This is a genomic window from Nocardia alni, from assembly GCF_019038435.1.
GTDB classification, from domain to species: domain Bacteria; phylum Actinomycetota; class Actinomycetes; order Mycobacteriales; family Mycobacteriaceae; genus Nocardia; species Nocardia alni.
Window position 1 is genome coordinate 1 of the sequence record NZ_JAGPOX010000081.1, and the last position, 15,202, is coordinate 15,202.

At 67.5% G+C, this 15,202-nt stretch carries 13 protein-coding genes; 10 read left to right on the forward strand and 3 right to left on the reverse strand.

The window, feature by feature from the left end:
* From JZ791_RS26925 to JZ791_RS26965, 9 genes are all read left to right on the forward strand, one after another.
* Positions 1–1,720 (forward strand): hypothetical protein (locus JZ791_RS26925; RefSeq protein ID WP_216898031.1); only part of this gene is annotated, 1,720 nt, incomplete at its 5' end.
* On the forward strand, positions 1,717–3,486 hold the full coding sequence (locus tag JZ791_RS26930; protein ID WP_216898032.1) for a tetratricopeptide repeat protein: 1,770 nt from the start codon (positions 1,717–1,719) through the stop codon (positions 3,484–3,486). The genes JZ791_RS26925 and JZ791_RS26930, both read left to right, overlap by 4 nt.
* 354 nt (positions 3,487–3,840) lie before the next feature.
* Positions 3,841–4,167, forward strand: coding sequence for a transglycosylase family protein (locus tag JZ791_RS26935; protein ID WP_216898033.1), 327 nt, complete (start codon positions 3,841–3,843; stop codon positions 4,165–4,167).
* A 408-nt stretch (positions 4,168–4,575) separates the two neighbouring features.
* Positions 4,576–6,534: an MFS transporter gene (locus JZ791_RS26940; RefSeq protein WP_216898034.1), complete on the forward strand. Its 1,959-nt coding sequence runs from the start codon at positions 4,576–4,578 to the stop codon at positions 6,532–6,534.
* Positions 6,535–6,842: 308 nt separating this feature from the next.
* Positions 6,843–7,805, forward strand: a complete 963-nt coding sequence (locus JZ791_RS26945) for an ABC transporter substrate-binding protein (RefSeq protein WP_216898035.1) — start codon at positions 6,843–6,845, stop codon at positions 7,803–7,805.
* On the forward strand, positions 7,802–8,641 hold the full coding sequence (locus tag JZ791_RS26950; protein WP_308163114.1) for an ABC transporter permease: 840 nt from the start codon (positions 7,802–7,804) through the stop codon (positions 8,639–8,641). The genes JZ791_RS26945 and JZ791_RS26950 overlap by 4 nt, the downstream gene beginning before the upstream one ends.
* Before the next feature lie 382 nt (positions 8,642–9,023).
* Positions 9,024–9,806, forward strand: a complete 783-nt coding sequence (locus tag JZ791_RS26955; protein WP_216898036.1) for an ABC transporter permease — start codon at positions 9,024–9,026, stop codon at positions 9,804–9,806.
* A 2-nt stretch (positions 9,807–9,808) separates the two neighbouring features.
* Positions 9,809–10,639 (forward strand): ABC transporter ATP-binding protein, encoded by an 831-nt coding sequence (locus tag JZ791_RS26960; protein ID WP_254206364.1) that lies wholly within the window; start codon positions 9,809–9,811, stop codon positions 10,637–10,639.
* Between the two features lie 28 nt (positions 10,640–10,667).
* Positions 10,668–11,330 (forward strand): GntR family transcriptional regulator, encoded by a 663-nt coding sequence (locus tag JZ791_RS26965; RefSeq protein WP_254206365.1) that lies wholly within the window; start codon positions 10,668–10,670, stop codon positions 11,328–11,330.
* A 142-nt stretch (positions 11,331–11,472) separates the two neighbouring features.
* Here the strand turns inward: JZ791_RS26965 and JZ791_RS26970 are convergent, their stop codons facing one another.
* The gene (locus tag JZ791_RS26970) at positions 11,473–12,369 is read right to left on the reverse strand and encodes a serine/threonine-protein kinase (protein WP_216898037.1); all 897 of its coding nucleotides are present in this window, start codon (positions 12,367–12,369) and stop codon (positions 11,473–11,475) included.
* A gap of 406 nt (positions 12,370–12,775) precedes the next feature.
* Between JZ791_RS26970 and JZ791_RS26975 the strand changes: the two genes are divergently transcribed.
* Positions 12,776–13,759, forward strand: coding sequence for an alpha/beta hydrolase (locus tag JZ791_RS26975; protein ID WP_216898061.1), 984 nt, complete (start codon positions 12,776–12,778; stop codon positions 13,757–13,759).
* Positions 13,760–13,771: 12 nt separating this feature from the next.
* Here the strand turns inward: JZ791_RS26975 and JZ791_RS26980 are convergent, their stop codons facing one another.
* On the reverse strand, positions 13,772–14,269 hold the full coding sequence (locus tag JZ791_RS26980) for a hypothetical protein (protein WP_216898038.1): 498 nt from the start codon (positions 14,267–14,269) through the stop codon (positions 13,772–13,774).
* A 134-nt stretch (positions 14,270–14,403) separates the two neighbouring features.
* A complete protein-coding gene (locus tag JZ791_RS26985; protein WP_216898039.1) occupies positions 14,404–15,093 on the reverse strand; it encodes a TVP38/TMEM64 family protein in 690 nt (229 codons plus the stop codon).
* Positions 15,094–15,202 lie beyond the last annotated feature (109 nt).

Genomic DNA, 15,202 nt, shown 5'->3' on the forward strand with positions numbered 1-15,202 from the left:
GGTGTTGGGTGTCGCGGCGCTGGTGCGGTGGTGGGTGGTGCGGCGGGAACCCGCCGGGCCCTATGCGGGGCAACTGCTTCCGGGCGCGGTGGGCGTCGCGGCCGTGGCGGGAGTGTGCTGCTGTATCGCAGGGCGGGAGGCCTACCTCATGACCGTGGTGTGGGTGGTGCTGACGATCGGGTTGCTCGGTCTGACCGTCGGGCTGGCCTGGGTGCTGCGGCGTGGCTGGTGGCCGTGGTGGCCGCTGATCGTGCCGTTCGGGGTGTCCGCGTTCGTCGCCGGACTGGCCTGGCGGCTGATTTTCGAGCCGGTGGTGGATCCGGTGACCAGCGTGCGGTGGCAGGCGTTCTGCTACGCGGTGATGTTGGGCGCGGCGTTCCTGTGGGGCTGGTTCGGGGCGATGTTCGTGCTGCTGCGCGCGGCTATCGGCAGTATCGAGGCCGATCCGGTGCGCAGCGCGGACCTGGCCGCTCGGCACGGCTGGGATCGGTGGCGACGGCTGGTCGCGATGCTCAACCCGGTGCTGATGATCGTGGGGCTCGTCGTCACCGTGGCTGCGGCGCGAGTCTTCGACATCATTCTGGTCGGTGTGCCGGGCCCGCAGCAGTACACCCTGGACAGCGTGACCCTGCACTGGTGGCATCTGCCCTCGGATACCGCCTCGGATCGGAGTGGCCAGGCGGTCTTCTCACTGCCGTTCGCGGTGCTGCTCGGACTGCTGGCGTGGTGGTTGCAGACCGGGACGCGGCGTCACCATACCCGGTGGCCCGCACCGGCTCCGCGCGCGATTCCGGTGCACCTGCGCACACCGATCACCTGGCGGGCCGGATGGCTGTTCCTGCGGATCGGCGCGGTATCGCTGGCGACGCTGGGGCCGCTGGTCGTGCTGATCGTGATGAGCTGGCAGGGATTCGACGGCCCCGCACTGGTCGGGGCGGACGCGGTCTGGCGGGACAGCGAGCTGTGGCGCGCCCTGCGCAACACCGCGCTGGTGGCCGTCGTGGCCACGCTGTTGACCGTGACCGCCGCGCTGCCACCGGCCTACTACGCGGCCGATCTGGTCTCGGCCCCCGCGCGGGATGGACGCACGTGGATCGAGGACACGTGGGTCTGGCGCACCATGGTCGAGGGCACCCGCCTCGGACGAACACCGCTCGCGCGCAATGCCGTTCGGTTGGTGCGGGATTGGCGCGCGAGCATCGGGCACCTCGTCGTGGTGTTCCTGGTGGTGCTCGCGGTGCTGCCCGCGCAGGTGTATCTCGGCCCAATACGCTCTTATATCACCGACCACGATCTGGCGGGCACCTCGATGCCGCTGATCCTGATGCACGCGGCGATCGGTTTGCCGATCGCGATCCTGATCCTGCGCGGCGCACTGCTGGCCCCGCCGGAGAGCCCGCCGTCGGACACTCGCCGTGAACCGGCCAGCGCCGGGTATGTGATGCGCGGCGTGGTGCGCACGGCCGGACCGGCTGTGGGCGCCGTGGCGGTGTTACAGCTTGTGCAGGTGTGGAACGACTTCTTCATCGGCCTTCAGGTCCGCGGCGCCGACGCGAGCCCGTGGTCGCTGCTGCTGTGGAGTGAGGCACGCCAATTTCACGAGAGCGCAGCGCATTTGGCGGCGGGGGCGCTGCTGTCGGCGGTGCCGCCGGTGCTCGTACTGCTGGTGACCTGGCGACGTTTCCTGATCCCCGGACTGACCGGAGGCGTGCTGCGATGAGTTCGTCCGAGACCGGCGGCGAGGACCGGCCGGTGGAGTCGTCTGTGCAGGTCGTCGCGAAATCCTCGATGTGGCAGGGTCTTCTGCGCACCGCGACCGTCCTGGCTACTTCGACGCTGTTGGAGATTATCGGCAAACTACTGGAAAACCGTGTTGGAGAAAGTTCATATTTGGCATCGGCGTCGTCCTGGCTGAGCCGAATAGCGATCTTGGTCGTCTGTGCCGCCGCGATATATGTCCTGGTGCGCAAGATGGTCCAGTTACGTGATCGTGTCCGGGTGCAGCGCGATATGCGACTGACCGACGACCTGATTCCACCGGGACCCGAGGTTCGACCGTGGGGGCCCGATACAGCTCCGGCAAAACATTCGACGCGCCGAGTGGATGTGAATCTCGCGGCACGCCTGGATCCGGGTGGGCATGTCGTGGCGAAGGTGCTCAGCACCCTTCCGTTCGAGCGCTACGACGCGGCCGCACTGTACGACATGGTCTCGGCGGTGCTCGCCGCGGGTCGGCGCCTGCCGCTGGAGAAGCTCGACCGGAGTCTTTCGGCCGCAACGCAGATCGAACGCCTGACCGCGGAGAAGATGCTGGTCCGGGACGAGGCCGATTGGATCGAGGTGCGGTCGATACTGCCGGAGTCGGACGCCGCCGACGGACCGGAATGGGATGCCGCGCTGCCCGCGCTGGTGCATCATCACGCCGACCGCGCGACCCGCTGGGCCGCGGCGCTGGACACCAGACGCCTGGGCGCGGGCGCGAGACGGTGGTTCGCGCAGGAGGATTCGCATCTGTACGCGCTGATCCGGGACTGCGGCTCGATCGACTCGGATACTCGCGCGGCGGCCGTGCCGGAGCTGATCCGCATCGCCGACGCCCTGGACCGATGGTATGCGACGAACGGCTGGTCATCGGCGAAAGATGGCCTCGCCCAATTTATTTGCGATTTCACGACGGCCGAGGATCACCCGGTCGAGCACGACGTGGCCCGGTTGCGTGCGGGCCGGATCGACAGCGGATCGCCGGTGTCCCGGCTGCATCGGTACGCCAGCTCGCTGGCCGCGCGGCGGGATCAGCGGCGGGCATTGGCGCTGCTGGAGAGTGGTTGGACCGACACCGATCGGTCCGCGGTCCTCGAAGCGGCGGCCGATCTGCTGGAGCGGGCCTGGCGGCGGGTGCCGGCCGTGGACGCCGCTGGTGAGGTGTGCGTCCTGGTGGATCTGTCGATCGTGCGGTTGCAGCAGGGACGGCTGGACGCCGCGCGCAACTGCCTGGCCGTGGCGCAGACCCTGGCGAGCGCGGACCGCGATCCGGAAGGCCTGGCCCACGTCTACGAGACGCTCGGCGTGCTGCGCTGGATGCGCGGGGAGCCGCGCCGGGCGCTGCACGACTGGCAGCGGGCGCTGACCCGGTACCGGGAGCTGGACCACGCCCTGGGTATCGCGCGCTGCCTGCAGCATCTCGGGTCGGCGGCGGCGCTGGCCCCCGAACACGGCGGCCTGCTGCTGAGCGGGCAGCGCCGGCGAGGCGAGGTGTTGCGGCAGGCCGGAGGCTGGCTGGCGCACGCCGGCCGTATTCGCCCGGCCCCGCAGGACGCGGCGAACAACGGCGGTCCGGTCGTCACGCTGGCCGAGAGCGAGCAGAAAAAGCTGCGGAGTCGGCTGGAGTCCGAACCGGGTCTGTTCGATCCGGCCGTCGAACGGCCGTCTCCGCTGGAGGAGCTCGACGAATGGCCGTTAGCCGCGCCCGAGGACGGTCCCGAATAGGTGCGAAAGCGTAACGAGTGCATTTCGACGCGACGAACATCACTATCAAACCGTGATCTCGCTCACATAACGAACGTATAACTACACCCTTGTCATTTAATGAATCCGCCGTTCGATCTGGAGAAATTCGGATTCGGCGATTTATTTTCGAAGTTCGCCATGCGTTATCGGTACGTGATCTGAAGCTATCAATCCGTTACCTTCGAGATCGGCCCGTGACACGGGCTGGACCTCGAATCGCCGAACTCCGGCAGACCCCGTCCCGCGATTCGAGTTGGTACCCGACATTCCTGGGGACGGGGGCTCGGTAGCGCACGACGCACCGGGCCGGTTGGGCGCAGGCAGGGAATCCATATGCTTCGCAACCGTAAGATCACCACGTTCGGCCTGGCCGCCATGGCCCTCGTCGCCATCCCGTTCAGCCTGAGCGGGACCGCCAACGCGTCCGCCGCCTCGCCCAACTGGGATGCCGTCGCGCAGTGCGAGTCCAGCGGCAACTGGGGCGCCGACACCGGTAACGGCTTCTACGGCGGCCTGCAGTTTACCCAGAGCACCTGGAACTCCTACGGCGGGTCCGGCAGCCCGGCCAACGCGAGCCGCGCAGAGCAGATCCGTGTCGCGAACAACGTGCTCGCGGGCCAGGGCCCCGGCGCGTGGCCGGTGTGCGGCTCCAACATGTAAGTGGTGCGTCACATCTGAAGAGTCTTGTCGCGGCCCCGTCGTCCGGAACTTCCGGCGGCGGGGCTGTGTCGTGTGTGGGGGCTTGGGGGAAGTCTGCTCGGATCCGGGACTGTGGGGGAGCGCCGCCTGCTGTGGTCACGAGGCATCGGAGAGTCGGGACAGTTCTGTATAAGAATTATTGACAAGCACGTGTCCGACCGGTGAATCCGGGATTACATCCGCAGGGAGTTGTCGAGCGTAGATCGGAGGACAGCCCTTGTTGGCCGATAGATCGGCAATTCTATGTAGTGAATGGCCTCGTCTGCTCGGCGTATGAGAGACGCCTACCGCCTTCTGAGTCGACCGCTTCTCGCCAATATAATGTTCTGTCATAGAATAATTGTGTTGCGTGTGTGCGGGAGGTTCGTGATGGTGTTCGTCGAGTCGGCTCGTCCTGGGTTCGTCCGGGATCATCCGATGGCCGGATGGCTGGCGGTCGGGGCCGTCTGCCTCGGCGCGTTCATGGGCCAGCTCGACGCCAGCATCGTCACGCTGACCTTCCCCGCCGTGCAGCGCGAATTCCATGCCCCGCTGGCCGGGGTGGAGTGGGTGTCGCTGGCCTATCTGCTGACCGTCGTCGGGCTGGTCGTCGCCGCCGGACGGATCGCCGACTCGATCGGCCGCAAGGCGGTATATCTGCAAGGATTCGTGGTCTTCACCGTCGCCTCGGCGGCCTGCGCGCTGGCGCCGGGACTGGGCTGGCTGATCGGATTCCGGGTACTGCAGGCCGTCGGCGCGGCGATGCTCCAGGCCAACAGCGTGGCGCTGGTGGTGACGAGCATGCCCGCGAACCGCATGCGCGCCGCATTGGGCGTGCAGGCCGGTGGGCAGGCGCTGGGGCTGGCGCTCGGTCCGGCCCTGGGCGGGCTCATGGTCGACTCGATCGGCTGGCGCTGGGTCTACGGGGTGAACGTCCCGGTCGGGATCCTCGCGCTGCTCGCGGGCCGGTTCCTGTTGCCACGCACCCGTCAGCGCGCGGTAATCACCCGATTCGATTGGCGCGGGCTGGTCCTGCTGATCAGCTGCACCAGTTCGCTGCTGCTGGCGGTGTCCTCGGTGTCGGGCCTGCCGGTTCCGTGGTGGGTCGCCGCGGCTCTCGGACTGCTGTCGCTGGTCAGCGGCGTGGGACTGTGGCGGTGGTCGCATCACGCGAGCGATCCGCTGATCGACCCGGTGATGCTGCGGCCGCGCGCGGTGTGCGTGGGGCTGGTCGGGGCTTTCGCGGCCTATCTGGTGCTGTTCGGGCCGCTGGCGCTGTTTCCGCAGTTGCACGGCACGAGTGCGTCCGGGACCGGTCTGATCCTGACCGCACTGCCCGCGGGGTTCGCGCTGTCGGCTGTCGCCGGCGGCCGGGTGTTGCCCGCGCAGTGGGACGGGCGACGACGCGAACGCCTGGGCGCGGCCGCCTCGGTGCTCGCCCTGGCCGCGCTCGCGGCGGCGCCGACCTCGGCGGGGTGGATCTTCGCCTGGCTCGGGGTGCTCGGACTGGGCCTGGGTGTCTTCATCCCGAGCAACAACACCGGGATCATGAGCGCGGTCCCGGCCGGACGCTCGGGCACCAGCGGGGGGCTGGTCAACATGGGCCGCGGACTGGGCACGGCCGGGGGCGTCGCCGTGGTCACCCTGGCACTGCATCTGGACGTCCACACCGACGGCGTTTCGGCGCCGCGGACCGCACTGATCGGGCTGCTCGTGTTCGGGGGCCTGGCCGCGCTGACCACCGTCGGTGGACGCCGGGCACAATCACAGACATCAACTCAGCGTGAGGAGTCGCCGATGGACGAATCGCCCTCCACCGTCCGGCCGGACGAGCGGGTCATCGCCGAGGTCGTCGCGAGCCTGCGCCGGGCCATGCGCCGGGCCGCGCGGGCCGCCGATCCGGGCAACACCCTGTCGGTCGCCCAGCTCGAGCTGCTGTCGTGTGTGTCCGAACATCCCGGCATCCGCCCGGGGCAGGTGGCCAGGCTGTTGCGTTTGGCGCCCAACTCGGTCACCACGCTGGCCAACGGACTTGTGACACAAGGCATGATCACCCGCGCGCCGGGAGAGGACCGCCGCGCGGTGACCCTGACCCTCACCGACGCGGGCGCGGCGGCAGTGCGGGATTGGCAGTCCACCAACACCGACATCCTGCGCACGGCCCTGGACGATCTGCACCCGGGCTGGCAGCACCTGCTCGCGGCGGCGATGCCCGCACTGTCCGAACTCACGCGGGCGATCGATACTCTCGCCGATCCTGTTCCAGTACAACGAGATCCGGCAGGTCAGGATTCGCCGCAGCAGAATTCGGAGCGTGCCGCAATCGTCGAAGCGGCGCTCGACCGGTAACTCACACCCTGAACTTGCAGCGGGCCGGATCGATGTGCGCCTGTTTGTCGATGCCGCGATGCCGCGATGCCGCGATGCCGCGATGCCGCGATGCCGCGATGCCGCGATGAGCCGGGTGCGGCAGAACGTTTCGGTCGGGAGCCGGTAACCCCGGGTGCGGTATCGCCAAATTCGTTGACCAGATCGTTGACAATATTGTGTGAAATTCCTAACATTACCTCCACGCCAACGGGTGTCGTCGGGTCGGAGTGACCGTCACGTCGACGTTCGAGGGCAATTCTGTGAACCCCCATGTCCGGGAGAACCTCGTGATCAGAGTCCGCGCAGCCTTGGCGACCGCATCAGTACTCCTCCTCGCCTTCCTCACCACCGCCTGTGGCGGCGGATCCTCCAGCACCTCCGCCGGGGGTCTGACCACGGTGAAGGTCACGGTCATCCCGATCGTCGACGTGGCCCCGATCTATCTGGGCAACCAGATGGGCTTCTTCAAGGGGCAGGGAATAAACCTGCAGCTCAACACCGCCCAGGGCGGCGCGGCGATCGTTCCTGCCGTGATCAGCGGCCAGATCGACTTCGGGTTCAGCAATCTCACCTCGCTGATCATCGGCACGTCGAAAGGCCTTCCGTTACAGGTTGTCTCGGCCGGTGACGCCTCGACCGGCGTGCAGGGCAAGGACTTCGGCGGCGTGATCGTGCCGGGAAACAGTCCGATCAGGTCGGCGAAGGACCTGGCGGGTAAGCGCATCGCGGTCAACACCCTGAACAACATCAACGACACCACCGTGCGCGCCTCGATTCGCGCCGCCGGGGGAGATCCCGGCAACGTCAAGTTCGTCGAACTCGGATTCCCCGACATGCTGGCCGCACTGGCCAAGGGCAACGTCGACGCGGCCCAGGTGGTCGAGCCGTTCCAGACGATCGGAACGCAACAGGGTGACCGGATCGTCGCGTCGAACTACGTGGACACCGCACCGCAGTTGGCCGTCGGCGTGTACTTCACCTCGCAGCAGACCCTGAAGTCCAAGCCCGACCTGGTGAAGCGGTTCGAGGCCGCGATGCAGCAGTCGCAGCAGTACGCCGCCGCGCATCCGGATGCGGTGCGCCAGGTGCTCGACAGCTACACCAAGATCGATCCGGCGGTCGAGAAGTCCCTGGTCCTGCCACTGTTCCCGACCCATGTCGACAACAACTCGGTACAGGTCCTGTCGCAGCTCGCGCTGCGCGACGGACTGATCACCAAGATCCCCGCCCCGCAGGCGCTCGAACAGTGACCGGTGCGGTGACGGCCGACCCGGCCGCGGACACCACCGCCCGGAGCCGGGGGGATCGCCGTCGCCCGGTGCCCGCCTGGATCCTCGGGCTGATCGGCCTGGCCGGGCTGATGGCGCTGGCGGAGCTGATACCGCGAGCGGGCCTCGTACCGCGCCGGTTCCTGCCCCCGTTCAGTGACATGATGCGGGCACTGGCCGACGAGGCGAGGACCGGCGCCTTCTGGCAGGCGCTGGGAGAAACGTTGCGCGGCTGGGCGATCGGCCTGGCGATCGCGATGATCGCCGGTGTCGTACTGGGTCTCGCGATCGGCAGCCTGCCGATCGTGCGATCCGCGCTGACCTCCACGATCGAATTCCTGCGCCCGATACCGTCGGTCGCGCTGATCCCGCTGGCGGTACTGCTGTACGGACCCACGATGCGCTCCACGCTGCTGCTGGTGGTGTACGCCTCGTTCTGGCAGATGCTGCTCCAGGTCCTCTACGGCGTGCAGGACGTGGACCCGGTGGCCCGGGAAACCGCTCGCTCCTACCGATTTCGGGCACTGACCCAGGTGCGCACGGTCACCTGGCCGACCGCGCTGCCGTACGTGGTGACCGGGTTCCGGCTCGGTGCGGCGGTCGCGCTGATCCTGGAGATCACCGGCGAACTCGTCATCGGCTCACCGGGACTCGGCGCCCGGATCGCGGTGGCGCAGACCTCCGACGCCGTGCCGACGATGTACGCCCTCGTGATCGTGGTCGGGGTGCTCGGCGTGATCGTCAACGTCGTCGTGCGAGCGCTGGAGCGCCGCGTGTTGCGCTGGCATCCGTCGGTGCGCCGGGAGGTGATCTCGTGAATGCGGCGCGGTGGACGGAACCTTCGGCATTGCGTGCCTCGGGCGCGATCGAGCCATGCGTCCGCGGAGACGTGGCCCCGGTGTGCGCATCGCAGCGAACCATGGGCGCAGCGCGTTTCGCGCACGACAGCGTCGAGTGTCGGCGGGGTGAAGTGCTGAGCGGAACGAGCCGTCGGCGTGGCACGCCTTTGCCGCGAAGGAGCTGTCCAGGGTGGCTTCGCTACCCGTCGTGGAGACGGAAAGTTGGTCCCATCACCCCCATTTGCCACACGAGTCCCAACTTTCGTGAGAGCTGGCAGCCGGGTTGCGGCAGCTGCCAGTGGATCGAGTCTGCGTGGTGTGTTGCGGGTGGGGCGGAGCCGGGTGTCGGCGGGGTGCCGTCGTGAGTGTCTTGACGGTAATCCGGAGAACCCTTCTCCTGCTGGCTGTTCCGGTCGTATTGATCGCGGCCTGGTGGGTGGCGTCGGCGCACAGCACGAACTTCTTCTGGCCGCCGCTGCGTCAGATCGTGGACAGCTTCGGCGATACCTGGTTCCACGGCCGGATCACAGGCGACATCCTGCCCAGCGTCGGGCGGCTGCTGGCGGGCTTTCTGCTGGCCCTGGTGGTAGGCGTCGGCCTGGGGGTGGCGATCGGCTCGATCCGGTGGCTGCGGGCGCTGCTGGAGCCGGTCCTGGAATTCTTCCGGGCGATACCGTCGCCGGTGCTGGTGCCGATCCTGATGCTGTTCGCGGGCATCGGGACGGGCATGAAGGTTCTGGTGATCGTCTCCGGCTGTGTGTGGCCGATTCTGCTGAACACCGTCGAGGGTGTGCGCGGGCTGGACGAGGTGCTCGTGGACACCGCCCGGTGCTACCGGATCCGCCCGCATACGAGGCTGATTCACCTGGTGCTGCGCGGTGCTAGCCCGCAGATCGCCGCGGGCGCCCGGCAGGCGTTGTCGCTCGGCATCATCCTGATGGTCATCAGCGAGATGTTCGCCGCCAACAACGGATTGGGCTACGCCATCGTCCAATTCCAGCGCAGCTTCTCGATCCCGCAGATGTGGACCGGAATCATCCTGCTCGGGCTGATCGGCAACATCCTGTCGCTGATCTTCCGCATCGTCGAGTCCCGGGCCCTGCGCTGGTACACCGGCCTGCGCCGGTCGCAACGAGAGAGTTGAGGATGACCGCAACACCGGCCGACGCGATCGGCGAGCACACCACCACGGCGATGCTGGACGTGCGCCGGCTGCAGAAGATCTATCAGAGCAAGGATCGCAGCGTCGAGGCCGTGCGCGAGTTGACCTTCACCGTCGGGGCGGGCGAATTCGTCTGCATCGTCGGGCCTTCCGGCGCGGGCAAGACGACATTGCTCAAGTGCATCGCGGGTCTGCTGGGCGCCACATCCGGAGAGGTTGTGCTGCAAGGTAATCCGGTGACCGGTCCGCCCGCCGGTATGGCCGTGGTGTTCCAGGAGTACGGCCGGAGCCTGTTCCCGTGGATGACCGTGCGGCAGAACGTCGAACTGCCGCTGAAGGAGAAGCGAGTCGCGAAGGCGCAGCGGCGGCGGCTGGTCGACGACGCGCTCGCGGCCGTCGGCCTGGCCGAGGTCCACGACTCGCATCCGTGGCAGCTGTCCGGCGGCATGCAGCAACGGGTGGCCATCGCCCGCGCGGTCGCTTACGAGCCGAACATCCTGCTGATGGACGAGCCGTTCGCCGCCGTCGACGCGCAGACCCGCGCGGACCTGGAGGATCTGGTCCTGACCCTGTGGAAACGACTCGGTGTCACGATCCTTTTCGTCACCCACGACATCGATGAGTCCGTCTATCTCGGGCAGCGGGTGATCGTGCTGTCGAACTCGCCGACGGTGGTGCTGGAGGAGGTGCCGATCGATCTGCCCGGCGACCGCGACCAGCTCACCACCCGATCGCAGGCCCGCTTCACCGAACTGCGCGCCCGGATCTACGCGCGCATCCAAGAGGCCAAGAAGGGGCGGCGGGCGGCGGTGTGAGCCGTGCGAAGAGACGGTGCGAGACATCATGCCAGCGCAGGAGCAGCCCCCGACCGGTTCCCGGGTCGGCGCCCATCATCCGGTGACCGCCGCGATCCGCGCGGCGATCATGCGGGGTGAGTTCGCGCCGAATCAACGCCTGATCGAGGCGGATCTGTCGGAGCAGTTCGGAACTGGCCGCGGTCTGGTGCGCATCGCCCTGGTGGAGTTGGCCCACGAGGGTCTGGTCGAACGCATCCAGAATCGCGGCGCCAGGGTCCGGGCGGTGACGCTGCCCGAGGCGATCGAGATCACCGAGGTGCGGATGGTGGTCGAGGGGCTGTGCGCGGCGAAGGCGGCCGAGCGGATCGCCGAGGAACAGATCGGCGAGTTGCTCGTGCTGGGAGACCGGATGCGCACCGCGGTGGCCGTGGGTGACGTGCTGGAATACTCCGAGTTGAACCAGGCGCTGCACCGCCGGATCATCGAGATCAGCGGCCAGGCCACCGCCGCCGACGTCGTCGAACGGTTGCGCGCCAAGAACGTTCGCCATCGCTTCCGGCTGGCCCTCGTGCCCGGCCGGCCCGATGTGTCGCTGCGCGAGCATCTGGCGATGATCGAGCGGATCTGCGCGCGCGACCCGGCAGGGGCCGAACAGGCGACCCGTCGCCACCTGGCCAGCGTGATCGCCGCCCTCGGTGTAGTCCGGTAGTTGCGCCCGCGAACCACCGTCATCGTCGGCCCAATTCTCCTCACTCCGGCCGACCCGCTGTCATACCGGCACGTTTTTGGCCGGGATCCATTTGTGCACAGTGGATCCCGGCCAAAACATGTCCGGATGACGGCAGGACGGTTCAATCGTACGGATTGATATCGCGCAGGGCGCGGGCGATCATCCTGATCGGTTCCGCGCAGCTGGAGTATCGTGCGTGCGGATCCTTTGCGAGGCATTTGCGCAGAATCGAACCGACGGCCGACGGAATCCAGGCGCGTCGCCGGGAGATATCCGGTGGCGCGGCGTGTACTTGTGCTTCGGCGAGCTTCAATCGATTGGTGATCGGGAACGGCACCTCGCCGGTGAGTAGTTCGGCCGCCGCACAGGCCAGCGCGTACTGGTCGGTTGCCGGGCGCACCGGTTGACCGCGCAGCAATTCCGGTGCGGCATAGGGGAGTGAGCCGACGACAAAACCGTCGCGGACGAGTTTTGGGCCGACGCCGTCCAGCGGGCGGGCCGTACCGAAATCCGATAATTTCACCCGCGCAACGAGTTTCGGATCCGGATCGTGCGGTCCGGCCTCGGGCACCTCGTCCGTCTCCGGTGCGCTGCGGCTGATCAGCATATTCGCGGGTTTGACGTCCAAATGCACCACGCGCTGGATATGCGCGTAGTCCAGGGCGTGCGCGATACCGGTGAGTATGGCCACCGCGAGCGTGGGATCCGGCTCGGTATTGCGCAGTGGTCCTTTCGCCTCGGCCCCGTCGATATATTCGTGCGAGGACCACAGGCGTCCGTCGCATTCACCGTGCGCGAACATCTGGACGATATTGGGGTGACTCAGTTTCACGGCGATTTCGAATTCGTGGATGAATCGCAGCCGGGCGAGCTCGGATCGGCTGGATTCGGTGTTCATGATCTTCAGCGCGAGCGGGCCCTTCCCGTCGTCGGCCAGATACACCTCACTACTGCCGCCGATTCCCAGGAGTGATCCAATGGTGAACCCTGCGTACAGATCTCCTGGCCGAAACAACACGCGCCCAGCTTAGAGCCGTTCGCGCCCCGATTTCGCGAGATCGGTGGCTCCGGGGTTGCGCCTTGTATCACACCGACATGTCACGGCAGGATCGCTAGGGGCTACGCCGAGCGCGATCCGGATGGTCGAGCACGTGGACAACCACGTCGAGCTCGCGGGTGCCGGAAATTTGCCCCCATTGGGGCATATGTCGCTCGACGCGCTGTATCGGCGGACGATCGTACGGCGTTAACGTGGGATTTCCCACCGTCGCTCTCAGATAATACTAAGGATTGCGCCAGGGGGCTCTTAGAAGGCGTCGGCAAGGTGGGCGCGTTAACCGGCGTATCGCATTGTATGCCCACAGCCCGAAGGAGACGGCGTGTATCTGTCGAAGAAGAGAGCGATCGCGGCGGTCGTCGCCGCGATGGCCGTCGCCTTGGCGCCGGTGGCGGCGGCCGTTCCCGCCGCGGCCGGACCCGTGCGGGATGCGGGCACCTCCGCCGACGGGTCGCATATCGCCTCGGTGACCGGCAGCGGACGTCAACTGGTATTGCAGGTCTTCTCGGCGGCGATGCACAAGAATATCGAGGTCGATGTACAGCGCGCGGCGGATGGCGCCCCCACCCTGTACCTGCTCAACGGTGCGGGAGGCGGTCAGGACCAGGCCACCTGGGACAAGCAGACCGATGTGCGGCAGTTCCTGGCGGGCAAGAATGTGAACCTGGTCCAGCCGGTCGGCGGCAAGTTCAGTTATTACGCCGATTGGATCAAAACGGATCCGGCGCTCGGGGTGAACATGTGGATGACGTTCCTGACCCGGGAACTGCCGCCGCTGATCGACCGGGCGCTGAATACCAACGGCCGCAACGCGCTCACGGGCATGTCCATGTCGGGCACCTCGGCGCTCGAGCTGCCGATCGCCGCGCCGGGGTTGTACTCGGCAGTCTCGGCGCTGAGTGGTTGCGCGCAGATCAGCGATCCGGTCGGCTACAACTTCATGAACACCGTGGTCACCGCGGGCGGCGGTGACCCGTCGAATATGTACGGCCCCCAGGGTGCTCCGATGTGGGCGGCCAACGACCCCTACGTGCACGCGGCCCAGCTGCGCGGCCTGAACCTGTTCATCTCCAGCGGTTCCGGCCTGCCCGGCCGCTACGACACACTGAACTCGAAATTCCTGCAGGCCCCCGGTGTCGGCGGCCTGGCCAACGAGGACATCCTCGGCGGCGCCCTGGAGGCCGCGGTCGACTACTGCTCGCACAACATGCAGACCAAGCTGAACCAGCTCGGCATCCCCGCCACCTACGATTTCCAACCCACCGGCACCCACTCCTGGGGCTACTGGCAGGACGAGTTCAAGAAATCCTGGCCCATCCTGGCCCGCGGCCTGGGCCTGCCGGCGAACTGACCAGGCGACGGGTCAGGAACCGCCGGACAGATCGACGGATTCGGCCCCGAGGTCGACTCGCATCGCGACTTGCAGCTCGCGCAGGTGCGTGCGGTAGCTCTGCCTGAGCGCGTCGTACTCGGTGGAGTGGATGTCCGAGCCCGCCGCGAAGGTGTCCCGGATATCGCGGAGGATCTGAAAACACCGCTCCGAATGATCCAGGACGGCCTGTCCGGCAACGAGCGCGATCTCGTACCGTGCCTCGTAACAGCGTCCATCGCGGAAGACATCCAGGATGGCCGTGGCCCTTGCCTCGTCTGCCTCGTCGTTCGCGAAGCCGGTGCGCGATGCCATTCGCATTCGCTCGTGGGCGTCGGTCAATGCCGCCAGGAAACGAGAATAGGTGTCCTGGCACAACTTTCGCCGCGTCGATGCCTGTTCCCGGCGCCATTTGGACCGTTCGTTGACAGTTGTCGCCACCATGGCGATCAGCGCGCCGAGAGCGGTGCCGACGAGCGAAATCCATTGCATCGGATCACAGTACGCAGTGGACGGAGATCCGGCCGACTGACGGCTGCCCGGCCCCGCACCGTCGGTTGTGCGGACGATCAGTACTGTGCGTTCCGTTCGTTGCCCGGCAGCCGAGGTGTATCCGGCGGTCGAACTCAGGCGTCGGCGGGCTCGGTGACGGGGGTTTCGGTGGGCTCGGTGAACTGGCTCGCGCCCCAGCGGGCGTCGACGACCAGGCCGACGATGCCGATCGTGATGCACACGCCGGACAGCACCAGCAGCGCCGGGTGGGTCTTGCCGGTGAGGGCGTCGCCGAGTACGACGACGCCGACGGTGCCGGGGACGATGCCGATCAGGGTGGCCAGCAGGTAGGAGACCAGACCGATCGAGGACAGGCCCGCGCAGTAGTTGATCACCGAGAACGGCACCGGCGCGATGAGGCGCAGGGAGCCGACGGCCAGCCAGCCGCGTTTGGCCAGGCGGCGGTCGACCGCGCGCACGGCGGGGTGGGTCAACCGCGCGGCAACCTGTTCGCGGTCCAGGACGCGCACCAGCAGCAGGGCCAGGAGGGCGCTGAGCGTGGTCGCGCCGACCGCGATGCCGATGCCGAGCACGGGCCCGAACAACAGTCCGGCGCTGAGGGTGAATACGGTGCGCGGGAACGGCGCGATGCAGACGATGGCGTGCACGACGAAGAACACGAGAGGGAACAGCGGCCCCACCGAATGCGCCCACTCCCGGATCTGCTGCGGCGACGGATGCGGAGCCAGCAGGGCGACCGCCACCAGCACGCCGACCAGCACCAGCAGCGCCAGGACACGTGGGTTGCGGATTCTCCTCAGCACCGAGCCAGGCTACCCGGCCCGTCCGACAGGATGCGGAACGGCTGGTGGAACGCCGGCGAACATCGGGCCCGGTGTTCGCGGCCGGATACGAGATCATCCGGCCCCTGCG